General features: G+C 70.7%; 18 protein-coding genes. 7 read left to right on the top strand and 11 right to left on the bottom strand.

Translation table 11 applies throughout. From position 1 onward, the window contains the following. Positions 1 to 41: 41 nt before the first annotated feature. Genes FFS15_RS17130 through FFS15_RS17120 form a run of 3 tightly spaced genes read left to right on the top strand, consistent with a single transcriptional unit; the run spans position 42 to position 4,977 of the window. Positions 42 to 1,481 carry an MFS transporter gene (locus tag FFS15_RS17130; RefSeq protein ID WP_137846263.1) on the top strand — a complete coding sequence of 480 codons (1,440 nt, stop codon included), beginning with the start codon at positions 42 to 44 and terminating at the stop codon, positions 1,479 to 1,481. A 26-nt stretch (positions 1,482 to 1,507) separates the two neighbouring features. Continuing rightward, positions 1,508 to 3,310 (top strand): aldehyde dehydrogenase family protein, encoded by a 1,803-nt coding sequence (locus FFS15_RS17125; protein ID WP_137846262.1) that lies wholly within the window; start codon positions 1,508 to 1,510, stop codon positions 3,308 to 3,310. Continuing rightward, positions 3,307 to 4,977 carry a GMC family oxidoreductase N-terminal domain-containing protein gene (locus FFS15_RS17120; RefSeq protein ID WP_137846261.1) on the top strand — a complete coding sequence of 557 codons (1,671 nt, stop codon included), beginning with the start codon at positions 3,307 to 3,309 and terminating at the stop codon, positions 4,975 to 4,977. The genes FFS15_RS17125 and FFS15_RS17120 overlap by 4 nt, the downstream gene beginning before the upstream one ends. Before the next feature lie 582 nt (positions 4,978 to 5,559). Here the strand turns inward: FFS15_RS17120 and FFS15_RS17115 are convergent. The 3 genes from FFS15_RS17115 to FFS15_RS17105 form a co-directional block, all read right to left on the bottom strand. Continuing rightward, positions 5,560 to 7,092, bottom strand: a complete 1,533-nt coding sequence (locus tag FFS15_RS17115) for a DEAD/DEAH box helicase (RefSeq protein WP_137846260.1) — start codon at positions 7,090 to 7,092, stop codon at positions 5,560 to 5,562. Positions 7,093 to 7,287: 195 nt separating this feature from the next. Further along, on the bottom strand, positions 7,288 to 8,262 hold the full coding sequence (gene pip, locus FFS15_RS17110; protein WP_137846259.1) for a prolyl aminopeptidase: 975 nt from the start codon (positions 8,260 to 8,262) through the stop codon (positions 7,288 to 7,290). After that, on the bottom strand, positions 8,259 to 9,125 hold the full coding sequence (locus FFS15_RS17105) for a neutral zinc metallopeptidase (RefSeq protein WP_137846258.1): 867 nt from the start codon (positions 9,123 to 9,125) through the stop codon (positions 8,259 to 8,261). Before FFS15_RS17105 ends, pip begins: the two co-directional genes overlap by 4 nt. A gap of 64 nt (positions 9,126 to 9,189) precedes the next feature. Between FFS15_RS17105 and FFS15_RS17100 the strand changes: the two genes are divergently transcribed. Genes FFS15_RS17100 through FFS15_RS17090 form a run of 3 tightly spaced genes read left to right on the top strand, consistent with a single transcriptional unit; the run spans position 9,190 to position 12,582 of the window. Continuing rightward, entirely contained in the window at positions 9,190 to 10,224 is a 1,035-nt protein-coding gene (locus tag FFS15_RS17100) for a malate dehydrogenase (protein WP_137846257.1), read from the top strand. Next, complete coding sequence (locus tag FFS15_RS17095; RefSeq protein WP_137846272.1) at positions 10,224 to 12,026, top strand: sodium:proton antiporter; 1,803 nt, start codon at positions 10,224 to 10,226, stop codon at positions 12,024 to 12,026. The genes FFS15_RS17100 and FFS15_RS17095 overlap by 1 nt, the downstream gene beginning before the upstream one ends. Before the next feature lie 58 nt (positions 12,027 to 12,084). After that, positions 12,085 to 12,582 carry a recombinase family protein gene (locus FFS15_RS17090; RefSeq protein WP_171013257.1) on the top strand — a complete coding sequence of 166 codons (498 nt, stop codon included), beginning with the start codon at positions 12,085 to 12,087 and terminating at the stop codon, positions 12,580 to 12,582. A gap of 6 nt (positions 12,583 to 12,588) precedes the next feature. On the opposite strand, the gene FFS15_RS17085 is transcribed toward FFS15_RS17090, so the two are convergent. The 8 genes from FFS15_RS17085 to FFS15_RS17050 all read right to left on the bottom strand — a co-directional run bounded on the left by FFS15_RS17085 (position 12,589) and on the right by FFS15_RS17050 (position 24,087). Then, positions 12,589 to 14,943, bottom strand: a complete 2,355-nt coding sequence (locus tag FFS15_RS17085) for an excinuclease ABC subunit UvrA (RefSeq protein WP_137846256.1) — start codon at positions 14,941 to 14,943, stop codon at positions 12,589 to 12,591. Positions 14,944 to 15,024: 81 nt separating this feature from the next. Continuing rightward, positions 15,025 to 17,274: an LLM class flavin-dependent oxidoreductase gene (locus FFS15_RS17080; protein ID WP_137846255.1), complete on the bottom strand. Its 2,250-nt coding sequence runs from the start codon at positions 17,272 to 17,274 to the stop codon at positions 15,025 to 15,027. Between the two features lie 64 nt (positions 17,275 to 17,338). Continuing rightward, complete coding sequence (locus tag FFS15_RS17075; protein ID WP_137846254.1) at positions 17,339 to 17,767, bottom strand: PIN domain-containing protein; 429 nt, start codon at positions 17,765 to 17,767, stop codon at positions 17,339 to 17,341. Next, entirely contained in the window at positions 17,764 to 17,988 is a 225-nt protein-coding gene (locus FFS15_RS17070) for a CopG family transcriptional regulator (RefSeq protein WP_137846253.1), read from the bottom strand. Before FFS15_RS17070 ends, FFS15_RS17075 begins: the two co-directional genes overlap by 4 nt. A gap of 24 nt (positions 17,989 to 18,012) precedes the next feature. Then, positions 18,013 to 18,591 (bottom strand): DNA-3-methyladenine glycosylase I, encoded by a 579-nt coding sequence (locus FFS15_RS17065; protein WP_137846252.1) that lies wholly within the window; start codon positions 18,589 to 18,591, stop codon positions 18,013 to 18,015. A 43-nt stretch (positions 18,592 to 18,634) separates the two neighbouring features. Then, positions 18,635 to 20,740, bottom strand: coding sequence for an acyl-CoA dehydrogenase (locus FFS15_RS17060; protein ID WP_137846251.1), 2,106 nt, complete (start codon positions 20,738 to 20,740; stop codon positions 18,635 to 18,637). A gap of 255 nt (positions 20,741 to 20,995) precedes the next feature. Further along, a complete protein-coding gene (locus FFS15_RS17055; RefSeq protein ID WP_171013256.1) occupies positions 20,996 to 22,783 on the bottom strand; it encodes a glycoside hydrolase family 3 N-terminal domain-containing protein in 1,788 nt (595 codons plus the stop codon). A 2-nt stretch (positions 22,784 to 22,785) separates the two neighbouring features. Beyond that, a complete protein-coding gene (locus FFS15_RS17050) occupies positions 22,786 to 24,087 on the bottom strand; it encodes an MFS transporter (RefSeq protein ID WP_137846250.1) in 1,302 nt (433 codons plus the stop codon). A 145-nt stretch (positions 24,088 to 24,232) separates the two neighbouring features. Between FFS15_RS17050 and FFS15_RS17045 the strand changes: the two genes are divergently transcribed. Then, entirely contained in the window at positions 24,233 to 25,519 is a 1,287-nt protein-coding gene (locus FFS15_RS17045; protein ID WP_137846249.1) for a TetR/AcrR family transcriptional regulator, read from the top strand. Position 25,520 lies beyond the last annotated feature (1 nt).

The following is a 25,520-nucleotide window of genomic DNA, read 5'->3' as shown; positions in this document are numbered from 1 at the left end:
AGGGGTACGGGCACGCGAGGGCACTGACCTACACTGGCGCGATGACCACCGGCTCTCCCGACGCGGTCGGGGCCGCGGCATCCGTCCCCGCCCCGCCTCGCCTCACGCGAGGCACGATCGCGCGTTACGCAGTGGGCTCCCTCGGCACCGGCGGCTTCGCGACGCTGCCGGGGCTCGTGCTCACCTACTACCTCACCGACTCGCTCGGGGTCGCCGCCCTCGTCGCCGGGCTCGTGATCGCCGTGTCGAAGGTGTGGGACGTCATCATCGACCCGATCATCGGTGCCCTCACCGATCGCGACCTCGCCCGCCACGGCACGCGCCGCCGGCTGATGCTGATCGGCGCGATCACGCTTCCGGTGCTCTTCGCCCTCACCTTCGCCGTGCCGCCGGCACTCGGACCCGCGGTAGGCGCGATCTGGGTGCTCATCGCCTTCACCCTCACCGCGACCGCGTTCAGCCTGTTCCAGGTTCCCTATATCGCGCTGCCGGCCGAACTCACCCCCAGCTACGACGAGCGCACGCGCCTGCTCACGTGGCGCGTCGTGATGCTCACGCTCGCGATCCTCGTGTTCGGCGCGGGCGGCCCCGCGCTCCGCGGCGCGGCCGACGACCCGGTCATCGGCTATCTCGTCATGGGGATCGTCGCCGGCCTCGTGATCGGGGCCGGGATGCTGATCGCGGTCACCGTCGCGCGGCGCCCCGTCAACACCCCCGGGGTCGCACCGGTCGCGCCGGTCGTCGACCGCACGGGCATCCGCGAGCACTATGCCGCCGGCATCCGCTCCCTCCGGCGCAGCCGGCCGTTCCGGCTGCTGCTGTCGACGTTCGTGCTGCAGGCCCTCGCGACCGGGCTCATGCTCGCCGGCGCGCAGTATGTCGCGACGTGGGTGCTGCAGTCGGAAGACGCCGTCACGCTGCTGTTCGTCGCCCTCATCGCGCCTGCCCTGTTCGCGGCCCCGGCGTGGGGGGTCGTCGCGCGGCGCCTCGGCAAGGAGCGCACCTTCGCGATCGCGAGCGTCGTGTTCGCGATCGCCGCCCTGTCGATCGTCGGGGTGCTGTGGGCGCCGGGCGCCTGGATCTACGCGCCGGTCGGGATCGCGGGCATCGCGTACGCCGGCATGCAGTCGCTGCCGATGGCGATGCTGCCCGATGTGATCTCGCACGACGGGCGCACCCACGGCCCCGGGCGCGCCGGAGCGTTCAGCGGGGTGTGGACGGCGGGCGAGACCGTCGGCTTCGCCCTCGGCGCGACGACGCTGTCGATCATCCTCGCGGTGACCGGGTACGTGTCCTCAACGGCATCCGAGGTCGTCACGCAGCCCGACGCCGCGATCACCGGCATCGTCATCAGCTTCAGCGTCGCACCCGCGGTGCTCATCGGACTGAGCCTCATCGCCCTTGCGCGCTACCCGCTGCGTCGGGGCGACATCGAGTCGCACGGTTCCCCGGATTCCGTGTCAACAGGCGACATAGACTGAGACACCCCGCCCGAAGGAGAGCGCCTGTGCCGAACGCCGCCCCGTCCCCCGCGAAGGCGCCGCGCGCCCAGGCCGCAGCGCCCGCGCTCGAAGACGCCGTGCGCGAGCACCTCGACGCCGAGATCGCGCTTCTGCGGCGGGGCGCCGCGACCTGGCCGCACCTCACGCTCGCCCAGCGCGCGAAGCTGCTCTCCGGACTCCACGCCGCAGTCTCGGCCGTCGCCGAGGAATGGGCCGACGTCGCGGCGACCTCGAAGGGCCTCGAGCCCGGCCACCCGCTCCGCGGTGAGGAGTGGCTCTCGGGTCCGTACGCGGCGCTCGTCGCGATCGACGCGTACCGCACGACGCTGCGGACCCTCGCGAAAGGCGGGTCGCCGCTGGACGCAGTGAAGACGGAGCCAGCCCCCGGAGACCGCCTCAAGGCCCACGTGTTCCCGATGAGCGCGATGGACGGCGTGCTGCTGTCGGGCTACACCGGCGAGGTGTGGTTTGAGCCGGGCGTCACGCGCGACGAGGCGGTCGCGGCGGCAGGCCTCGGCCAGCTCACCCCGACCGACGGCGGTGGAGTGGGCCTCGTCCTCGGCGCCGGGAACGTCACCTCGATCCCGATCCTCGACGTGCTGTACGAGCTCCTCGCCCACAACCGCGTCGCGCTGCTCAAGGTCAACCCCACGCAAGACGCCCTCGTCCCCGCCTTCGAACGGGCACTGGCCCCGCTCATCGAACCCGGGTTCGTGCGCATCGTGCGCGGCGGCGGCGAGGTCGGGGCGTATCTCACGACCCATGCCGGCATCGACCACGTGCACATCACGGGCGCCGCCCCGACCTTCGACGCGATCGTGTGGGGGCCGGGATCAGGCCCCGGCGCCGCGGCGACCGCCCGCCGGCGGCGCGAGGACCGGCCGAAGCTCAAGAAGCCGATCAGCGCGGAACTCGGTGGTGTGTCGCCCATCATCGTCGTGCCCGGCCGCTGGTCCGATGCCGACCTGCGGTTCCAGGCCGAGCACATCACGACGATGCGGCTCTACAACTCCGGGCACAACTGCATCGCCGGGCAGGTCGTCATCATGAGCTCGGAGTGGCCACAGCGCGAGGCCTTCCTCGCAGCGCTCCGCGATGCATACGACGCGGCACCGCAGCGCCCGGTCTGGTACCCGCACAGCGAGGGGCGGCTCGCGGGTGCGGCATCCGACTATCCCGACGCCGCATGGTGCGCCGGGGGCACGCGCGCGCTGGTCGAGATCGGCCCGGGGGACGACGCCGCGGCCCTCCAGTCCACCGAGTACTTCGCGCCCGTGCTGGGGGTCGTCTCGCTCCCCGGCAACGGACAGGAGTTCCTCGATGCGGCCGTCGCCCACGCGAACGACGAGCTCGCCGGCACGCTGGGCGCGAATCTGCTCATCGACCCGGTGACCCAGGCGGCGCTCGGCGACGGCTTCGAGCGCGCCGTCGCGGCGCTGCGCTACGGGTCTGTCGCGATCAACTCGTGGACCGGCTTCGTCTTCCTCATCCCGACCCTCACATGGGGCGGGTTCCCCGGAGCGAGCCTGCAGGACGTGGAGAGCGGCATCGGCATCGTGCACAACGCCCTGCTGCTCGACCGGGTCGAACGCTCCGTCAGCCGCGGACCCTTCCGGCCCTTCCCCCGCTCGCTCGACCCGCAGGCGCTCGGCGCGTCGAACGGGGCGAGCCTCTCGGTGCTGCCCAAGCCCCCGTGGTTCACGTCGTCGCGCACGGGCGCCACTGTGAGCGAGGGCTTCACGCGCTTCCGCATCGACGGCCATCTCGGTCGCCTCGTCGGCACGCTCGTGCAGGCGTTCCGCGCGTGAGGGGCGCGCGGACGCGCAGGCGGTTCGGCGCGGACGGCCTCACCGCCGACTTCATCGTGGTCGGGGCGGGATCGGCCGGCGCGGCCGTCGCCGCACGGTTGAGCGAAGACCCCGCGGTCACGGTGCTGCTGCTCGAGGCGGGCGGACCCGACAGGGCGCTCGAGCTGCACGTGCCGGCGGCGTTCTCGAAGCTCTTCCGAGGTGAGAACGACTGGAACTACGACACCGTGCCGCAGGAGCACCTCGAGGGGCGAACCGTCTTCTGGCCGCGGGGCAAGACGCTCGGCGGTTCGTCGTCGCTCAACGCGATGATGTGGGTGCGCGGCTTCGCGGCGGACTACGACGAGTGGGCGGATGCCGCAGGCCCGGCGTGGTCGTGGGATGCGCTCGTCCCCGCCTTCCGCCGCGTCGAACGCACGCAGGATCCGGTCGATGAGACGCAGGGCACCGACGGCGCTCAGGCCGTCGAGCATCAGCGCGACCCCCGCCCGCACACCGCGGCGTTCCTCGAGGCCGCGCGCGAGGCGGGCTATGCCGTCACCCCCGCGAACCTGCCGTCGGGGCAGGGCTTCTCGCAGACCATGGTGTCGCAGCACCGCGGTGCGCGGGCGTCGACGGCCGACGCGTACCTCCGCCCGGCCGCCGGGCGCGCGAACCTGCGCGTGGTCACCGGCGCGCTCGCACGACGCGTGACGTTCGCCGCGGCTTCCGGATCCTCGCCCGACGCGCCCGCGACACCCCGCGCGACCGGCGTCTACGTCGAGATCGGCGGCGTCACGCGCCACGCGCTCGCGCGGCGCGAGGTGGTGCTGTGCGGCGGGGCGGTCAACACACCGCAGCTGCTGATGCTGAGCGGGATCGGCCCCGCAGGCCACCTCGCCGAGCACGGCATCCCGCTCGTCGCCGACGCTCCCGACGTCGGCTCGAACCTGCAGGATCACCTCGTCGCGGGGCTCGCACCCGAAGCGCGCGGCGGCACGCTGTACACCGCCGAGCGACCGGCTCAGCTCGCACAGTACCTCGCGCGGCGCCGCGGCATGCTCACCTCGAACGTCGCCGAGGCGTACGGGTTCGTGCGGACACCCGTGGCCGATGACGCCGGCATGGCGGCCGGCCTCCCCGACATCGAGATCATCTTCGCCGCCGCGCCGTACGTCGGCGAGGGCCTCGTGCCGCTTCCGGCCGAAGGGATCACCGTCGGTGCGATCCTGCTGCGGCCGCGGAGTCGCGGAACGATCCGACTGGCCTCGGCCGACCCGACGGCGAAGCCCGTGATCGACCCCGGCTACCTCACCGACGCCGACGGCATCGACGAGAGGACGCTCCTCGCCGGCCTCGCCGCGTGCGAGCGCCTGATCGACACCGACGCTCTTCGGGGCGTGACGACCGGCGGGTGGATCCAGCCGGAAGGCGGCGGCGCGTTGACCCCGTCAGAACGCGCCGAGCTGTCGTTGCGCCGCTACTCGCACACGCTCTACCACCCGGTGGGCACGGCCCGCATGGGGACGGACGCCACCTCGGTCGTCGACCCCGAGCTGCGCGTTCGCGGCGTCGACGGACTCCGAGTCGCCGACGCGTCCGTCATGCCGACGGTGATCCGCGGCCACACGAACGCGCCCGCGATCGTGATCGGCGAGGTCGCCGCGGAGCTGATCCGCCGCGGCTGAGGCGGGCGGGCGCTGAGGCCTCGGCATCCGTCCCCTCCCTCTCCGCTCCGTGCCGAAAACCCGGCCGGTCATCCGACACGCCGGGTCGGAGACTCCGTCAACGGCGTGTCGCCGTCACCGAGCAGGTTTTCGGTACCGATGAGGGGAGTGCTGTGTCGCTCGTCACATCCGGTGTCTGCCGACGGCGAGATGACGCAGGATGCTGCGTGACGACGCCCAGAGTGCACTCTGCGTCATCTCGACCACGGATGCCGCCCACAACGGCGCCGAAACGACGCAGAGTGCTGGCTCGGAGCCCCCAGGCGACAAACCGAGTCGTCTCGGCGCCGACACCGAGACAAAGGTCACCGGCGTCCGGACTCCTGACAGAGACCGAGGGCCTCGGCATCCGTCCCCTCCGTCCATCCACCGTGTGCCGAAAACCCGGCCGGTCATCCGACACGCCGGGCCGGAGACTCCGTCAACGGCGTGTCGCCGTCACGGAGCAGGTTTTCGGTACAGAAGAGGGAATGGGGACGAAAGACGCCGGCGTCCGGGCTCCTGTTGAGAAGACCGGACGCCGGCGAAGGGGATGCTGAAGGGTCAGCGACCGCCGCGGCGGTTCGCGCCGTTCTGACGGACGACCGAGCCGACCATGAGCTTGCCGCCGCCGTTGCCGCCGCCCGAGGCGCGACGGCCCGGGGTGCGCGGGTTTCCGGCGGGCTGAGCGGAGCGGGTGTGACCGGCGCTCTGGTCCGAGCGCTGGCCGGCGCCTGCGCCGGCGCCCTGCTCGCCACGGCGTCGACCGCCCTGACCGCCCTGGCCGCCCTGACGGCTCTGGCCGCCCTGGCCGCCCTCGCGCGACGCGCGCTTGCGCTGAGCGTTCGCGCCCTGGCTGGTGCCGCCGCCGCCCGTGTTCTGCTGCTTCGGCGCGGGCGTGACGTAGGCCGCGACCTCACCGACGAGAGCTGTGACCTCGCTCGAGGTCGGCGTCACGAGGATCGGCTTCACCGAGATCGAGGCTGCGCGCAGCAGCTGGGCGACGTCTCGCTCCTGACCGGGCAGCACGAGGGTGACGACCGCGCCCTCGGCACCGGCGCGAGCCGTGCGGCCCGAGCGGTGCAGGTACGCCTTGTGCTCGGTGGGCGGGTCGACGTGGATGACGAGTTCGACGTCGTCGACGTGCACGCCGCGCGCGGCGACGTCGGTCGCGACGAGCACCTTCGCGGCGCCCGACGAGAATGCGGCGAGGTTGCGGTCACGCGCGTTCTGCGACAGGTTGCCGTGGAGGTCGACCGCCGGGATGCCCTGAGCGGTGAGCTGCTGGGCGAGGCGCTTGGCGTGGTGCTTCGTGCGCATGAAGAGGATGCGGCGACCGGTGCCCGAGGCGAGCGCCGAGACGACGTCCTTCTTGGCGTCGGCGTCGGCCATCGTGAAGACGTGGTGGGTCATCGCGGCGACGTGCGAGTTCGCCTCGTCGACCGAGTGCAGCACCTCGTTGCGCAGGAACCGCTTGACCAGCTTGTCGACCCCGTTGTCGAGGGTCGCGCTGAAGAGCAGTCGCTGGCCACCGGCCGGGGTGGCGCTGAGGATGCGCGTGACACCGGGGAGGAACCCGAGGTCGGCCATGTGGTCGGCCTCGTCGATGACGGTGACCTCGACGGCGTCGAGGCGCACGAAGCCCTGCTTCATGAGGTCTTCGAGGCGGCCGGGGCAGGCGACGATGATGTCGACGCCGGCGTTGAGGGCCTGCACCTGACGGTTCTGGCTCACCCCGCCGAAGATGGTGGTGGTGGAAAGGCCGTAGGCCTTGGCGAGCGGCTCGAGCACCGCGTTGATCTGGGTGGCGAGCTCGCGCGTCGGAGCGAGGACGAGGCCGCGGGGGCGGCCCTTCGAGCGGCTCATCGCGGCCGGGGCCGACGTGCGGCCGGCGCCGCCGAGGCGGGCTGCCATCGGGATCGAGAATGCGAGGGTCTTGCCGGATCCGGTCTTGCCGCGGCCGAGCACATCGCGGCCTGCGAGCGTGTCGGGGAGCGTGTCGACCTGGATCGGGAACGCGGTGGTCTTGCCGTCCGCAGCGAGGGCGGCGACGAGGGGCTGGGGCACGCCGAGCGTGCTGAAAGTGACATCAGTCATGAAGGGTGTTTTCTCCGGGCGCGTGACGCACCCTGATCGGTGGCCGGGGCGTCTTTCGCCCACGGGTCGCCGTACGAAAGTCAACAGCCGACGGCGTCCGGCGGGCGGGCCCGGGACGGCGGCGAGGGAAGCGTTCTACGACGCAAGAAGCGCGACGGAGCGCTGCAAGTGATTCGAGCCTAGCAGGGTGGCCTGTCAGTCAGCCGCGAACCGGTCGGTGGCGACCCGCAGCGCCGCGGCGATTCCCGGCTCGGATGCCGAGTGCGCAGCATCCGGAACCATCACGAGTTCGGCCTCGGGCCACGCCCGATGCAGGTCCCACGCCGTCATCGCGGGCGTGCACATGTCGAAGCGGCCCTGCACGATGACGCCCGGGATGCCGCGGATCGCCTCGACGCCGTCGATGAGCTGCCCCTCCTCGAACCACCCGGCGTTGAGGAAGTAGTGGTTCTCGATGCGCGCGAACGCGGTCGCCGCGGCCGGGTCTGTCATGGCGTCAACGAGTCCCGGGTCGGGGAGGAGCGTGAGGGTCGACGCCTCCCACTTCGACCACGCGACCCCGGCCGGGATGTGGACCGCGGGATCGGGGTCGGACAGGCGCCGGTGGTACGCCTCGATCAGGTGCGAGCGCTCGAGCACGGGGATCTGCGCGATGAAGTCCTCCCAGAGGTCGGGGAAGACCGCCGACGCACCGCCCTCGTAGAACCACTCGAGCTCGTGGCGGCGCAGCGTGAAGATGCCGCGCAGCACGATCTCCGAAACGGCGTCGGGGTGGGCCTCGGCATACGCGAGCGCGAGCGCGCTCCCCCAGGATCCGCCGAAGACCTGCCACGTCGTGATGCCGAGATTGCGGCGCAGCAACTCGATGTCGGCGACGAGGTGCCACGTCGTGTTGTAGCGGAGATCGGCATCCGCGTCGCTGGCGTGGGGAGTCGACCGGCCGCACCCGCGCTGGTCGAACAGCACGATGCGGTACTTCTCGGGGTCGAAGAAGCGGCGATGCCAGGGCGCCGTGCCGCCGCCGGGACCGCCGTGGAGGAACACCGCCGGCTTGCCGTCGGGGTTGCCGCTCTGCTCCCAGTAGACCCGGTTGCCGTCGCCGACGATGAGTTCGCCGGTCTCGTACGGCTCGATCGGCGGATAGAGGATGTCGTCGAGGTGTTCGTTCACAGGCTTCCCCCCGGAATGCCGAATGTGTCGCACGCGGAGACGCCCCCCTCGTACCCGGCCTCGAACCAGCGCTGACGCTGCTCGCTCGAACCGTGGGTCCAGCTCTCGGGGTTCACCGATCCCCCGGATTCCTGCTGGATGTGGTCGTCGCCGACCGTCTGTGCCGCGTTGATCGCGTCGGCGATCTGCTGACGCGTGGGGGCTGAAAGGAACGGGGTCCCGCTCTCGTCGACCTGCTCGGTCATCTGGCCCACCCACGCTCCGGCGAAGCAGTCGGCCTGCAGCTCGGTGCGGACGGCATTGCTGTCGGGCCCGCTGCCGTCGTTCGGATACCGGTCCATTACCCCGGTGATGTACTGCACGTGATGGCCGTACTCGTGGGCGAGCACATAGAGCTGCGCGAGCGGACCGGCCGACGCGTCGAACTGCTCGCGCAGCAGACCGAAGAACGTCGGATCGATGTACACGGTCTCTTCGGGCGGGCAGTAGAACGGCCCCGTCTGGTTCGACGCGGTGCCGCACTGGGTCTGGGCCGCCTGGTCGACGATGATCAGCTGCGGCTGCCGATATCCCTCGACCTCGCCGGCCCAGAACTGGTCGAGGGCGAGGGATGCCGCAGCCAGCCGGCAGTCGTCGTTCGCGTTCGCGTCGGCGCCGGTCTCGCAGTTCGCGATCTCGGACTCCTCGCCACCGCCCTGCGAGACGCCCGGAACGAACTCGGTCAGGTCGGTGCCGGTGAACAGGCTGAGCAGCAGCACGGCGATCGCGCCGATGCCCGCGACACCGCCGCCGGCGACCGCGATCCCCGCTCCGCGACGCCGCGCCGTGTTGCCCCCGACGCGCGCATTGTCGTTGAACGTCATGCGCACACGGTATCGCGCGCGACGTTCCCGGCGCGGAACCTTGACACGGCAATAGGCTCAGTGCATGGTGAGCGCTCCGACGACCGTCACGATCACCGGCGCCGGCGGGCAGATCGGCTACGCACTGCTGTTCCGCATCGCCGCCGGCGACATGCTCGGCCCCGACAGGCCGGTGCGCCTGAGGCTGCTCGAGATCCCGCAGGGCATGCGTGCCGCCGAAGGCGCCGCGCTCGAGCTGCAGGACTGCGCGTTCCCGCTGCTGCACGGCGTCGAGCTGAGCGACGACCCTCGGGTCGCGTTCGACGGATGCCGCATCGGCATGCTCGTGGGCGCACGGCCCCGCGGCCCCGGAATGGAACGCGCCGACCTGCTCGCCGCGAACGCCGGCATCTTCGGCCCGCAGGGAGCGGCGATCGGAGCGGGCGCAGATCCCGGTGTTCGCGTCGTCGCGGTCGGCAACCCCGCGAACACGAATGCGCTCATCGCCGCGGCATCGGCGGCCCCGGACGTCCCTGCCGACCGGTTCTCGGCGCTCACGCGCCTCGACCACAATCGCGCGGTGGGTCAGCTCGCAGCCGCCCTCGGCGTCGGCGCCGACGCGATCGCGGGCGTGACGATCTGGGGAAACCACTCCGCCACCCAATTCCCCGACGTCGCGCACGCGACAGTGCACGGCGAGGACGGCGAGTGGATGCCGGTGGCTTCTGCGCTGGCCGAGCGACTCGGCGGCACGGCGGCCGCGGCCGCGTGGCTCGACGACGAGTTCATCCCCCGCGTCGCCCGCCGCGGCGCGGAGATCATCGAGGTACGCGGATCGTCGTCGGTCGCATCCGCGGCGAATGCGACGATCGAGCATGTCCGCAGCGAAGAGCTCGGCACCGGCAGCACGTGGACGTCGGCCGCGGTCGTGTCGCACGGCGAGTACGGCGTGCCCGAAGGGCTGGTCTCGTCGTTCCCCGTCACCTCCGACGGCTCGGGCTACCGCATCGTGGAGGGTCTCGAGCTCGACGAGCGATCGCGCGCGCGGGTGTCGGCATCCGTCGCCGAACTCGTCGCCGAGCGCGACGCCGTGCGCGCCGCGGGCCTGCTGCAGGCGTGATGGAAGCGCTCGTCCTCGTCCTGCTCGGCATGATCGTCATCGCGGTGGCGACGGCGATCGCCCCGCGCATCAACATCGCCGGGCCCCTGATCCTCGTGCTCGTGGGCATCGGCGTGGGGCTGCTGCCGTTCGTGACCGTTCCCGAGATCGACCCGGAGTGGATCCTGGTGGGCGTGCTGCCGCCGCTGCTGTACTCGGCGGCGGTGGCGCTGCCGGCGATCGAGTTCCGCCGCGACTTCGGACCCATCGCCGGGCTCTCGTTCCTGCTCGTGATCGTCAGCTCGATCGTGCTCGCGATCTTCTTCGTCATGGTGATCCCGGGCATCAATCCGGCGATCGCGGTGGCCCTCGGCGCGATCCTGAGCCCGACCGACGCGGTGGCGACGTCGATCGTGAAGCGCCTCGGCGTCTCGCGCCGCGTCGTGACGATGCTCGAGGGCGAGAGCCTGCTCAACGACGCCACCGCGCTCGTGCTGCTGCGCACGATGATCGCGGCCGCCGCCCTGGCGCTCGGCACATCGTCCACCGGCGACGATTCCGAACTGGGCGTCGGCTTCTTGCCGGCCTTCGTGTGGGGCGTGCTCGTCGCCGTGGTCGTCGGCGGGATCGTCGGGTACCTGCACCTCCGGCTCCGGGCGCTCATCGGGCACTCCGCCGCCACCACCGCGGTCGGGTTCACGGTGCCGTTCATCGCCTACATCCCCACCGAGCAGCTCGGCGGGTCGGGGCTCGTCGCCGCGGTCGTCGCGGGCATCGTGACCGGCCAGGGCGCCGCCCGCTGGTTCACCCCCGACCAGCGGATGTCGGACGAGCACAACTGGCGCACGATCGAGCTCGTGCTCGAGGGCGCGGTCTTCCTCGTGATGGGGCTCGAGCTCAAGGAGATCGTCGAGGGCAATCTCGAAGACCACGACGGCATCGGCACGGGGCTCGGGATCGCGATCGGGGCGCTGGCGCTGATCCTCATCGTGCGCGGCGCCTACGTCGCCGTGCTCGTGTGGGCGCAGAGCAGGCGAGCTCGGGGCAGGCAGCGCCAGCGGCTCGAGGAGCTCAGCGAACGGATCGACGACGTCGCGGCCGGGCGAGTGCAGCCACCCGAGGGCGGGGGCCGGGGCCGACGCGCGCGGCGGGAACGACGGCGGGAACGTCGGGTCGGCGACGAGGCGCACAAGCAGCGGCGGATCGATTCGATGCGCGGTCGCATCTCGCGCGCGCTCAGCGACCTGAACTACTACGAGGCCTCGCCCCTCGGCTGGAAGCACGGCGTCATCATCGTGTGGGCGGGCATGCGCGGTGTGGTGACCCTCGCTGCAGCCCAGACGCTCCCCCGCGACGAGACCCCCGATCGCGAACTGCTCATCTTCATCGCGTTCGCCGTCGCGGTGGGCAGCCTCATGCTGCAGGGCTTCACGCTGCCGTGGGTCGTGAAGATCCTGCGCCTCGGCGGCTCGAGCGCCGAGAGCCTCGACCGTGCCGAGCAGTCGGCGCTCGACGACGAACTGCGCGAGGCCGCTGCCGCCGCGCTGGCGAGCGAGAAGCTGCGCCGGCGCGACGGCACTCCGTTCCCCGACGAGATGCTCGAGCTTGTCGGCGCGCGGATGCTCGAGCCACCCGACGACGAGACCTCGACCAAGGCGCAGGACGCGCTCGAACTGCGCCTCGCGCTGATCGAGGCGATGCGGATGCGGTTGACCGCCGTGTCGTCCGGCGGCGCGTACAGCACCGCGGCACTGCGTCATGCGCTCGCCGAGCTCGACGCGGACCAGCTCAGCCTCGAACTGCGGCTGGGCGACGACGACTGATGGTTGGGCGCGGGCGCCGGCACGGGTGAGAATGGAGCGGAGCGAAGGGGCGGCTGACATGGGCGAAGTCACCGAGGCGGAGGATCCCACGAGGACGGATGCCGCCACCCTGCGCCCGCGCGACGCCGGCGCAGCCGAGACGGCGCCCATCCACCTGCCGCACGCCGCCGCGGAATGCCCGAAATGCTTCACCGAACTCCAGCGCGATCGCGACTGGTGGCAGGCCCGTCCCTCCGGCTCGCGCCTGGTGGGCCTCGTCGTCTCGCGCGACGACATGCCGTCGGTCGTGACGCAGCGTGACGAGCTCACGCGCTTCGGCGTGCCGATCGAGGGGTTCCGGCATCCGGCCCCCGAAACGCTCGAGTCGTGGGAGGAGCGCCTCGTGCGCCTGTTCGGGCGGCTGGGGCGCGGAGATGTGCTCGTCGTCACCAACGTGCACGCACTCGGCCGCGACATCGACGAGGAGACGCGCACCGTCGCCGAACTCCACCGCCGCGGTGTCGTGGTGAAGGTGCTGAGCCACGGCGGCAAGCACCTGTACGACGCCGGGCGCTGACGCGGATCAGGCCCCGACGTATGCCTTGAGGTGCTGGGCGGTGAGCGTGTCACCCCGCGCGATCAGGTCGGCCGGCGTCCCCTCGAACACGATCGTGCCGCCGTCGTGGCCGGCCCCCGGTCCGATGTCGATGATCCAGTCGGCATGCGCCATCACCGCCTGGTGGTGCTCGATGACGATGACGCTGTTGCCCGCCGCGACGAGGCGGTCCAGCATCCCGAGCATGTTGTCGACGTCCGCGAGGTGGAGGCCCGTCGTGGGCTCGTCGAGCACGTAGATCGCACCCTTCTTCGCCATCGAGATCGCGAGCTTGAGCCGCTGGCGCTCACCGCCGGAGAGCGTGTTGAGCGCCTGGCCGAGCGTGATGTAACCGAGGCCGACGTCGATCATGCGCACGAGCGTCGTGTGTGCCGGGCCCTTGGTGATGAACTCGGATGCCTCGGCCGCCGACATCGCGAGCACCTCGGCGATGTTCTTGCCGTCGAGCGTGTACTCGAGCACCTCGTCGCTGAAGCCCGAGCCGTTGCAGAGCTCGCACAGGGTCTCGACGGTCTGGGTGAACCCGAGCGTCGTGATGATGACACCGAGCCCCTTGCAGGCCGGGCACGCACCCTCGGAATTCGCGCTGAACAGGCCCGGCTTCACACCGTTCGCCTTCGCGAAGGCGGCGCGGATCGCGTCGAGGATCCCCGTGTAGGTCGCGGGGCTGCTGCGCCGCGACCCCTTGATCGGCGCCTGGTCGACGACGACGACATCGTCGAAGGCCGGCACGTTCCCGTGGATGAGCGAGGACTTGCCCGACCCCGCGACGCCGGTGACGACCGTGAGGATGCCGAGCGGGATGTCGACGTCGACGTTCTTGAGGTTGTGCTGCGTGGCACCGCGGATCTCGAGCGCGCCCTTCGCCGTGCGGGTCGACTCCTTGACCTTCGCCCGATCGTCGAGGTGGCGGCCCGTGATGGTGCCCGAAGCGCGGAGGCCCGCGACATCGCCCTGGTACTGGATCTCGCCGCCCGCTCGCCCGGCCCCGGGCCCCAGGTCGACGATGTGGTCGGCGATCTCGATGACCTCCGGCTTGTGCTCGACGACGAGCACCGTGTTGCCCTTGTCGCGGAGGAGCTTCAGGAGCGCGTTCATGCGCTGGATGTCGTGGGGATGCAGACCCGCAGTCGGCTCGTCGAACACGTAGCTGATGTCGGTGAGGGCAGAGCCGAGGTGCCGGATCATCTTCGTGCGCTGCGCCTCGCCGCCCGACAGCGTGCCGGACGAGCGGTCGAGCGACAGATATCCGAGCCCGATGTCGACGAACGAATCGATCGTCGCGCGCAGGCTCGCCATGAGCGGACCGACCTCGGCGTCATCGATCGTCGCGAGCCACTCGGCGAGATCGGTGATCTGCATCGCCGCGGCGTCCGCGATGTTCACGCCCTTGATCTTCGACGAGCGAGCGCCCTCGTTCAGGCGCGAGCCGCCGCAGTCGGGGCACGCGGTGAACTTCACGGCACGGTCGACGAACGCGCGGATGTGCGGCTGCAGTGAATCGCGGTCCTTCTGCATCATCGACTTCGTGAGCTTGGGGATCAGCCCCTCATAGGTCATGTTGATCGCCTGGATCTTGACCTTCGTCGGCTCCTTGTAGAGGAAGTCCTGCAGCTCCTGCTCGGAGTAGTCCTTGATCGGCTTGTCCGGGTCGATGAATCCCGACTCGGTGAAGCCCTTCACCATCCAGCCGTCGACGTTGTAGCCGGGAATCGTGAGCGCACCCTCGTTGAGGGACTTCTCGCGATCGAACAGTTCGTCGAGGTCGATGTCGCTCGCCTCGCCGATGCCTTCGCACCGTGGGCACATTCCGCCGGTGATCTCGAACGAGCGGCGCTCCTTGACGGTCTTCCCGCCCTTCTCGAACGTGACGGCGCCCGCCCCCGACACCGAGGGGATGTTGAACGAGAACGCCTGCGGCGACCCCACGTGCGGCTGGCCGAGACGGCTGAAGAGGATGCGGAGCATGGCCTGCGCGTCGGTCGCAGTGCCGACGGTCGAGCGGGAGTTCGCACCCATCCGCTCCTGGTCGACGATGATCGCGGGGCTGACGTTCTCGAGGGCGTCCACCTCGGGGCGGCTGAGCTGCCCCATGAACTGCTGCACGAAGGTCGGATAAGTCTCGTTGATGAGGCGCTGCGACTCGTTCGCGATCGTGCCGAACACGAGCGAGGACTTGCCCGAACCGCTCACCCCCGTGAAAACCGTGAGCCGGCGCTTGGGGATGTCGACGCTGACGTTCTTGAGGTTGTTCTCCCGCGCCCCCACGACGCGGATCTGCTCGTGGGAATCGGCGATGTGGGTTCCGGGTGCCTCAGCCATGGCGTCCTCTCGATCGGTTGCGACCCTACATTGTGCCTGCGACTGCGGACACGATGCTTCCTGAATCCTGCTCGTGTGGCGTCAGGCCGCGGACTCGGACGCCGCCGCGGGCTCGACCGCGAAGTTGTCGCGGAAGAGGCAGGTCGGGTCGTACGCCGCCTTGATCGCGCGCAGCCGCGCGAGCGTCGCGGGCGGGAACGCCTCTCCGATGCGCTCGGGGCGCTCCGACGAATCGAAGCTCAGGTACATGCCGGCCGTGTGCTCGGCGAGCGTCCGCCACTGCGCGTCGAGGCGCTCCGGGTTCGACCCGAGCGCGACGACGGAGAAGTTCGCCGACCGGTGGGCGTACGCCGTCGCATCCTCCGGGACGTCGGCGACAGCCCCGCCCACCGCGCGCAGCTGGAAGAACGGGACGGCACCCGAGGACAGCATCCGCGACACCGCTTCGGCGAAAGCCGGCGTGACATGTTCGATGAGCGCCGACCGCGAGTGGGGTTCTCCCGCGCCGTGCTGCGGGCCGAGGTCGGCGTTGGCCATGACCTGCGGGTAGGACGCGAGCTGGACGGACTGCTGCACGAGCGGCGCAAGCTCGGCGAACGGCTGGAGACGCGCGATGATCGTGTCGGGGTCCTCGGAGTCGACGACCCCGTACAGCTGCACGACCTGTGGCTGACCCGGGCGCGGGCCGCCGGCGAGGAGGAAGATCGTGAGGTCGCGCGCTGCGGATTCGACGATCCGTCCGTACCCCTCGAGGAAGCCGGCGACGTCGTCGACCTGGAACGCCAGCTGCGCCCAGCCGACCTGTCCGACCTCGTCGACCTCGAACTCGAACGCGGTCACGATCCCGACGTTGGCGCCGGCTCCGCGCACGGCCCAGAACAGGTCGGGTCGTGTGTCGGCATCCGTCCGTACGATCGAGCCGTCGGCGAGCACGACCTCAGCGGCGCGCAGGTGGTCGATCGTGAGCCCGTGCTCGCGCGCGAGGAAGCCGATGCCGCCGGCCGTGGCCAGCCCGCCGACCCCGACGCCGCCGTAGTCGCCCGATGAGAGCGCCCAACCGTGCTCACCGAGCGCGGCCGCGACCTCCGTCCATCGCGCGCCGGGGCCGATGCGCACGCGCCGGGTGGCAGTGTCGAGCACCTCGATCGCGTTGAGGTGGCGCAGATCGATGACGATCCCGCCGTCGTTGGTGCTGCGGCCGCTGATGCCGTGGCCGCCGCTGCGGACCGAGAGGGCGGCATCGGGATGCCGCCCTGCGAACGCGACGGCCTCCGCGACCTGCGCAGGCGACGTGGGCTGCAGGACGATCCCGGGCGAGCCGCCGCGCATGTAGGTGGAGCGCACGTCGGCGTAGCCGAAGTCGCCCGGCTCGATCGCCGCGAGCCCCGCGGGCACATCGTCGTACGCGATGCCGTCGCGGCGTGCAGCCAGCGCGGCGGCGGAGCGGTTCGACGCAGCGGGCGTGCCGTTGGCGATGCGCTCGCGCGCCACGAACTCGCGCACCGCCGGCGCGACCTCCTCGCCGAACGTCTGGAGCAGACCGGGATCGTCGCCCGCGAGGATGAACGTCGAGATGCCGTCGTCGATCGCGAGCTGTGCGAGGCGCTCGGCGAACTCGCGTGGGTCGGCCGCGAGCTGCCCGACGTTGAGCAGGCGGCGGATCTCGCGCGGGTCGCGGCCCACCGAGACGGCCGACTCGTCGATCGCGTCGTTGCCGCGGCCGAGGTCGCCCGGCTTCATGTAGCCGAGCGAGGGGAGCCAGCCGTCGCCCTTGCGCCCGGTGAGCGCGAGCATGCGGGGCTTGTACGCGCCGATCCAGATCGGGATGTCGTGGGCAGGACGAGGTCCGCGCTTCGCGCCGTGCACGCGGTGGTACTCGCCGTCGGTGAAGGCGCCGCGACGTTCGCTCGTGTCCCACAGTTCGCGGATGACGTCGATCGCCTCCGCAAGCGCGGTCACCGCCTGGCCGGGCGTGAGGCGTCCGCCGCCCATCGCCTCGATGGCGTCCCAGAATCCGCCGGCGCCGAGGCCGAGGTCGAACCGGCCGCCCGAGAGCAGGTCGAGGCTCGCGGCGCTCCGCGCCACGACGGCGGGCGGCCGCAGCGGCACATTCAGAACATTGGGGGCGATCCGGATGCTGCGCGTCCGCGCCGCCACGAACGACATGAGCGTCCACGTGTCGAGGAACGCCGGTTGATACGGGTGGTCCTGGAAGGTGACGAGGTCGAGCCCTGCTGCCTCGGCGGCCTGCGACAGGACGACGGGCGCCTCGGGGCGGGCGGCCGACGGGGTGATGAATGCGCCGAACTCGAGCGTGTGACCGTAGTCCATGTGGGTCCTCCGGCTACCGGGAACCGGCCCGATCCGGTATTCATTCCCCGTACGGGGCGGGCGCCTACGGGATCGGGAAGACTACGGTCGCCCCGGTGGGCACGGCCGATGTCACGATGCGCGTGTCGAAGGTCGCCAGCATCGCAGAATTGGATGCCGCGAGGTGGAGCAGGTAGGTGTCGGTCACCTGCGAGCTCGCAAGAAGTCGCTCGGTGTGCACCGAGCTGTCGAGCAGGCTGACCGAGTCGGCGAGGAACGCATGATCCGGCTGAGCCGCCAGACTCGCGAGGCTCGCCAGCACCACCGGCGCCGGCTGCGTGTTCGGGTACTTCGGATGGCTGATGACGCGCACGACGCCGTTCTGCACGGTAGGGCTGGTGTGCCACGGCGAAGGCTCGCGCGAGGCGAACCAGCGGTGGGCGCGATCGTGGTGCACATGGAGCGGATCGATCAGCGCGATCACGGCGTTGACGTCGAGGAGGTGCCGCGTCACGATTCGTCCCGAAGCGCATTGACGTCTTCGAGCTCGGCCCGCCCGGCCGTGGTGGCCGCGGGCAGCAGCACGATGCCGTTGCGGGTGCCGAACCTGCGCCGCTCCGTCAGGGTCGCGCGGGCGAGCTGCGACAGCGCCTCGCCGAGTGTCAGCCCTCGCGCGTCCGCGAACTGCTTCGCCGCGGCCAGAACATCGTCGTCGATCGTCAGAGTGGTGCGCATGCATCAAGCATCACGCATCACGCATCACGCGTCAACAGCTCGCCAGCATCCCTCCACGTGGTCGTCGACCATGCCCGAGGACTGCATGAGGGCGTACATCGTGGTCGACCCGACGAAGCGGAATCCGCGTTTGCGCAGAGACTTGCTCATCGCGTCGGACTCCGCCGTCGTCGCCGGAACCTCGGCGAACGACGTCGGGCGTTCCCTCGGCGCCGGCGCGAACGACCAGAGGAAGGCGTCCAGCTCGGCCGGCTGCATATCGAGCACGAGCCGGGCATTGGAGATCGTGGCGAGGATCTTGGCGCGGTTGCGGACGATGCCGGCATCCGCCATCAGCCTCTCGACGTCGGCCTCGCCGAACGTCGCGACCGTCTCGGGATCGAAGGCCGCGAACACCTCGCGGAACCGCGGGCGCTTGCGCAGGATCGTGATCCACGACAGCCCGGCCTGGAAACCCTCGAGGCTCATCTTCTCGTACAGAGCGCGGTCGCCGTGGAGCGGTCGGCCCCACTCCTCGTCGTGGTAGCGGCGGTACTCGGGGTCGTCGCCCACCCACGCGCAGCGGGCGATGTCGTCGGGACCGACGCGGAGGTCTGTGCTCACCGCGCCAGCCTAGGGTCGACCGCCGACACGAGCGCGCCGCCCGCTACTTCTTCTTCAGCGACTTCTCCGACACCGGCGCCTCGCCCGATGCGGCGAGCGCACGGTAGTACTCGCGGGCCTCGTCCTGCCGGGCACGCTCGGCGCCCGAGGCGATCGGTGCGCGCACGTGCTCGGGAGCGAAGCCGTAGGCGTCGACGAGGTCCTGCGCGTGGGGGCGCAGTCGCGCGGCGAGGCGATCGATGTAGCGCGAGACAGATGCCGCGCGCTGCGCCGACAGCCGGCCGTTGATCAGGTACCACGCGAGGTGCTTCTCGATGAGGTGCAGCCCGAACAGGTCGCGCAGCCACGTGAGCACCTGCTTGGTGTCGTCGTCGGCGATGGTGTTCACGCCGTCCGAGAACGCCTCCCACTGGAGCAGCTCGGCGTGGGCGCGGGCCGCCTCGATGAGCTCGGCCTGGTGGCTGTTGAAGAGGGCTGCGGCCTCGGCGGGCGACAGCTTGGATGCCGGGCGCAGCGCTCCCGCGACGTCGGAGACCATCTGCTCGACACGACCGGCGAGCAGCTCGTGCTGCTGTTCGGCGCGCAGACCCAGCTCGACCGAGCGTGCGGTCGAGCCGAAGTCGGCCACCGACTGGCCGAGCTGGCGCAGCCCCGCCCCGTGGAAGACGCGTCCGGCGGTGTGGCCGACGGCGTAGCGGGCGAGGGCGGCGGCATCCGCTCCCTTGAACTGCTTGGCGAAGTCCGAGAGAAGCCGCTTGCCGACGAGCTGCAGCAGCACGTTGTTGTCCCCCTCGAACGTGACGTAGACGTCGAGGTCCTGGTGGAGGCCGACCAGGCGGTTCTCGGCGAGGAAGCCGGATCCGCCGCACGCTTCGCGCGCCTCTTGGATCGTGTCCATCGCGTTCCAGGTCGACAGGGGCTTGAGAGCCGCCGCGAGGGTCTCGAGGTCCTCGCGCTCTTCGGACGTGTCGGTGCGACCCGAGAACACGCCGTCGAACTTCCGCAGCAGCTCGTCGTGCGCGAAGAACTGCGCGTAGTTCTGGGCGAGAAGGGGCAGCAGGCGCCGCTGGTGCTTGCCGTAGTCCAGCAGCACGACCTCGTCCGAACCAGAACCCGAGTCGAACTGGCGGCGCTGGCCGGCGTAGGTGAGCGCGATGTGGAGCGCGAGGGCGGATGCCGTGGTCGCGGCGCCGTCGAGCGACACGCGTCCCTGCACGAGCGCGCCGAGCATCGTGAAGAAGCGGCGGCCGGGGCTGGGGATGTCGCTCGTGTACGACCCGTCGGCGGCGACGTCGCCGTAGCGGTTGAGGAGGTTCCTGCGCGGAACCCGAACGTGATCGAAGTGCAGGCGCCCGTTGTCGATGCCGTTGAGGCCGCCCTTGACGCCGTCGTCCTCGCCGCCGATACCCGGCAGGAACACGCCGTCGTCGTCGCGCAGCGGCACGAAGAAGCAGTGCACGCCGTAGTTGACCCCGCCGGTGATGAGCTGCGCGAACACCGTCGCGGCCTTGCCGTGCAGGGCGGCGTTGCCGAGGTAGTCCTTCCAGGCGCCGCGGAACGGCGTGTGGATCACGAACTCCTCGGTCGCCGGGTCGTAGGTCGCGGTCGTGCCGATGGCCGCGACGTCGGATCCGTGGCCGGTCTCGGTCATCGCGAACGCGCCCGGGATCGACATGTCGATGATGCCCGGAAGCCACTTGTCGTGGTGCTCCTTGGTGCCCAGTTGGTGGACGGCCGAGCCGAACAGACCCCACTGCACGCCGGATTTGATCTGCAGGCTCGGGTCGGCGAGTACGAGCTCCTGGAAGCCGGCGATGTTCGAGCCGTTGTTCTCGAGGCCGCCGTACTCGGCCGGGAACGCGCGGCGCGAGCCGCCGTGCTGCACGAGGAGGTGCAGCTGGGTGAGCACACGCTCGCGGTGCTCGGCCATCGGCATCCCCTCGATGCGCCAGAACGCGGGGTCCTTGATCATCTCGCGCGCCTCGCGGCGCGTCTCGCCCCACGTTCCCAGCAGCAGGTTCGTCACGGCGTCGATGTCGATGCGCGGATCGGATGCCTCGGCGGCGGTGTGCGCGGCGGTGGGGGCGCCGCCGGCGGGCGTGCGGCGGCTCGTGGCGGGCTTGTGTGAACGGACGGCGGCGTCGGCCATGTGCCTCACCTTTCGGTGGAGTGGACAGGAGAAGTTCACTGTCGACCGTAGGACTCCCACAACCGCTTCCGAAACGGACTGGTGGATGCCTACAAGAACATCGCGCGACGCGCGGCCGCTCGATTGTGCGGAGTCCACACCGAGACCCACCGCACACGCAGAACGGAGGAGATCTGCAATCCGGAGGGTGCTTCGCGCACAGCGCGCCCTCCGTTTCGCATATCTCCTCCGAAATGCTTCGCCGTGGGACGCGGCCTACAGCTCCAGCCCGTGACCGAACCGGAACAGCGGGTCGGCGGTGTCGAACGGCACGTCGGGGCGGGATGCCGCGACCGCCGCCATCGAGCGCGGCAGATCGAACGGCAGGCGGCCCTTCGGCGCGGCCTCGCCGACGAGCACGTCGAGCAGGCCCATGGCGCTCACGCCCCAGTTGGCGGTCACGGCGGCTGCGGCGTCCACGATCTGCTCGAGGATCGCGGGGCGATCGAGCAGCACATCGACGACCGTCGGCACGGCGGCCGCGACCTCGGCGACATGCGCGAGCACATCGGCCGGGAAGTCGAGGGACCCTGCGTGGAAGAAGTTCTCGAACATCGACGCGCGCTCCTCGAACGGCGCCTGCAGGCGAAGCACAGCGATGTCGGCCTCGGCCGGTGTCGCGACGACCTTGCCGAACGCGGCCGCGACCTCGGGTGCGATGCCCTCGACGTAGAGCTTCAGTCCGCGCGCGAACGGCAGCACGCCGTCATTGGACAGCACCGTGATCGACGCGCGCTGCGCTGCCTCGCCCGCGGCGCGGAAGTCGTCGCGCCCGACGATCGCGTCGGCGGCGTCCTCGTCGACGAACGGGTTCTCGAAGAGGCCGAGCTCGAACTTCTCGCGCAGGATCCGGCGGGCCGACACGTCGAGCCGGTCCTCGGTCACCGATCCGTCCGAAACCAGCGAGAGCAGCAGCTCGGGGCACGCCTCGCCGCCGAACTGGTCGACACCGGCATCCAGCACCTTCTTCATGCGCTCGAGCGGGGTGAGCTCTTCGACGCCCCAAGCTCGCGCCGGGAAGGGCTGGCCGAAGATCTCGGCGTCGTTGATGAGGCCCCAGTCGGTGCACACGACGCCGTCGAAGTCGTAGCGCTCGCGCAGCAGCCCCGTGATGACCGACTTGTTGAAGCCGAAGCCGACCTCTTCGTACTCGGTGCCCACCGGCATGCCGTAGTAGGGCATGATCTGGCGTGTGCCCGCCTCGAAGGCCGCCTCGAAGGGCTTCAGATGCAGCTCGAACTGGCCGCCGGGGTAGACCTGCTCGCGGCCGTACGCGAAGTGGGGGTCTTCGCCGTCCCGTTGCGGACCGCCGCCCGGGAAGTGCTTCGTCATCGTCGAGACCGAACCCGGCCCGAACGACGAACCCTGGAACCCTCGGATGTACGCGGCGCCCATGCGACCGGCGAGCTCGGGGTCTTCGCCGAACGTCGCCGTCTGGCGCGCCCAGCGCGGCTCGGTGGCGAGATCCACCTGCGGGTGCAGCGCGACGCGCAGGCCGACTGCGGTGTACTCCTGGCGCGCGATGTCGGCGAAGCGCTCGACGAGCTCTTCGTCGCCGATCGCGGCGAGGCCCATGGTCTCGGGCCACTGCGAGAACGGCCCCGCCATGATCGCAGCCCCCGGGTTGTCGCTGAACGAGTGGCGCGGGTCGGTCGACAGCGTCACGGGGATTCCCAGACGAGTGGATGCCGCGAGCCGCTGCACCGCGTTCTGCCACGCGGCGATCTCTCGGCCGCTCGGAGCCGCGCCCAGCAGATTGAAGTGGGTCATGTGACGCTGCTCGACGAAGTCGACCGCCGACGGCGTCGCGAAGATCGGGTTGGGTGCCTCGAGGTCGCCGATGCCGATCATCGTGTGGAAGAAGAGCCCGGCCTTCTCCTCGATCGTCATCTCGGCCAGCAGCAGCTCGACCCGCTCGTCGACGGGTAGCGTCGCGTCGAGCCAGGGGCGTTCGATCTCGGATGCTGCGGGCGCCGCATCCGTCATCGTGGTGGTGTCGGTCATGGCTACTTCACTCCCTTGATGCGGTAGACGAGCACGGCGCCGGCAAGGGCGACGAGCGCGCCGAACAGGTAGTACGTCGTATACCCGCCGAGCGCGGTCGTCGCGCCGAACGCGATGATCGCGGGGGCGATGGCGGGCGCGATCGACTGCGGCAGGGCGTTGGCGATGTTGAGCACGCCGAGGTCCTTCGCGACGTCGTCGGGGTTCGGCAGCACCTGGGTCGCGAGGGCCAGGTCGACCGACATGAACGAGCCCGCGCCGAAGCCGATGATCGCCTGCGCGATGATCAGCGTCGTGATGTCGGGCGCGAAGGCGAGCAGCACGAGGCCCGCGACCATCACGACACCGGCGACCGCGACGAACGGGCGACGCTTGCCGATCTTGTCGGAGAGGATGCCGCCGATCGGCGCCGAGATCATCATCGCGGCCATCGAGGCGAGGTTCGCGATGAGGATGGTCGAGATTGCGGCCTGCTCGTCGAGCTCGAACTTCTCGGTCAGGTAGAAGGGCAGGAAGGTCGCGATGCCGGCGTAGCCGAACATCACGAGGAACTTCGTCAGCCACGTCCAGCCGAAGTCGGGGTGCTTCACCGGGTTGAAGACGAACGAGCCGAAGAACTGACCGACCGTGAAGCGCTCGGGCTTGACGGTGAGGCGGCGGTCCTTGAGCACCAGCACGAAGAGTGCGGCGAGCACCGTCGAGATGACAGCCGGCACGACGAAGCGCGCGAAGTCGTCGGAGAGGAGAGTCACCAGGAAGCTGCCGGTGAGGATGCCGATGGGGGTCGTGATGCCGATGATGCCCGACACCTTGCCGCGGCTCTGCGTCGGCACCTGGTCAGGGAGGGTCGCATTCGCGGCGGCGAGCACCGCGTTCATCGCGGCCTGTACGAGGCACCATGCGATGAGCACGACCCACACCGACTGTGCGACGCCGATGAGCGCGAAGCCGCCGAGGCCGACGAGTGCGCCGCCGAGGATCCACGGGCGGCGCATGCCGAAGCGCGACGTCGTCCGGTCGGACAGGCGACCGGCCAGCGGGTTCGCGATGAGAGCGAAGAGCGCTCCGACGCCCATCACGAGGCCGAGGCTGCCGGTGGCCTGCTCGGGGGTCTCGGAGATGTGCTGGATCTTGAACGCCATCGACACCATGACAGGCGTCAGAAGAGCGAGGTAGACCCCGAAGTTCACGGCGGCGAGTCCAGGCGTGTAACCGCGGGGCGTCTTGGCGGGTGTCGTGCCGGGGGCCTTGAAGCCCGTCGTGCCGGCGGCCGCGGCCGTCGCGGCGGGTGACAGCTCTGTCATCGGTGTCCTTTCACAGCGGTGTGATGCGCGAACGTCTCGCGCGGTGTGTCTCGAGTGAGAATACACGAAACCCGACCGTGTGGTAACTGAAACTAGACCGAGCGGTAATCAGAGAGAATGGACTCGACGCTCAGGGGGACCCCACGTGACCACGACGACCGCGACGACGCGAGGCACCGCGCGCAGTGCGCGTGCCGCAGAGACGCGCGCCGCGATCGTCGCTGCGGCGCGCGAGGCGTTCGTCTCGCGCGGCTACCGCGCCACGTCGCTGCGCGATGTCGCCGCGGCATCCGGCATCTCGCATCCGGGTCTCTTGCGCCACTTCTCGACGAAGGACGAGCTGCTGGCCGCCGTCGTCGCGCAGTTCGAAGCCGACAACGAGTCGCTGCTGCTCGAGAGCATGGTCGCCGACGAGCCCGGCGTGCTCAACTACGCCGCCGTCGCCCGTCACAACGCCGAGATCCCCGGCTACCTCGAGCTGTTCGCGGCGCTGACCGGCGAGGCGTCGACCACGACACATCCGGCGCACGAGCGGATGCGCGAGCGCTATGCGCGCCTGCGTGCGCTCGCGGCGACGGCGATCGAGGACGCGATCGCGCACGACACGGTCTCGGCCGATCGGGATGCCGAAGGCGAGGCGATCCGCACGGCCGCGGCGTGGGACGGACTCCAGGTCCTCGCGCAGTACCTGCCCGAGCGCATCGACATCGTCGGGCTGCTCGAGGATCACGAGGCGGCGGTGGCGCTGCCTGTGGGCTGGCGGGATGCCGACGATCCGGGTCCGCGTGCCGAGCGGGCGCCGGTGCCGGCGATGCCCGATCTCGCCCCGCCCGACGCCCTGCCCGAGGTGGGCTACCGGGTCGGGCGCGAGCGGCGCACCCGCATCGTCGCCGACGCGATGACCCTGTTCGCGAGCGAGGGGTACACCGACACGAGCCTGCGCGAGGTCGCCGAGAAGGTCGGGGTCTCGAAGTCGGCCCTGCTGCACCACTACCCCTCGAAGGAAGCGCTGCTGAGCGCCGTGCTCGCCGAGCGCGACCGCTCGATCAGTGCGCGCGAGTCCTACGAGCGGGCCGCCTGCGTGGCCGACGAGCTGCGCGGACTGCCGCGCGGCGCCGCCGACAACGCGCGCACCGCGCCCGGGCTCATCGAGGTGTACGCCGTACTCTCGTGCGAGGCGGTGCCGGGCGACCACCCGGCGCACGCCTACTTCGAGGAGCGCTACGCGCAGGTGCTCGAGCACTTCGCAGAGCTGCTCCGCCTCGCGCAGGCGGACGGCGATCTGCCCGCGCACCGCGACCCCGAGCGCGAGGCGGTCTGGCTCGTGGCGCTGTGGGACGGCCTGCAGTACCAGTGGCTCTACGACCGCGACGGCATCGACGTCGCCGAGCACCTCGAGGCGCACCTGAACGACCTGCTGCCGCGCGGGTAGG

The sequence above is a fragment of the Microbacterium sp. 2FI genome (genome assembly GCF_005502885.1).
GTDB lineage: Bacteria > Actinomycetota > Actinomycetes > Actinomycetales > Microbacteriaceae > Microbacterium.
This window is presented reverse-complemented; position numbering and strand designations above follow the sequence as displayed.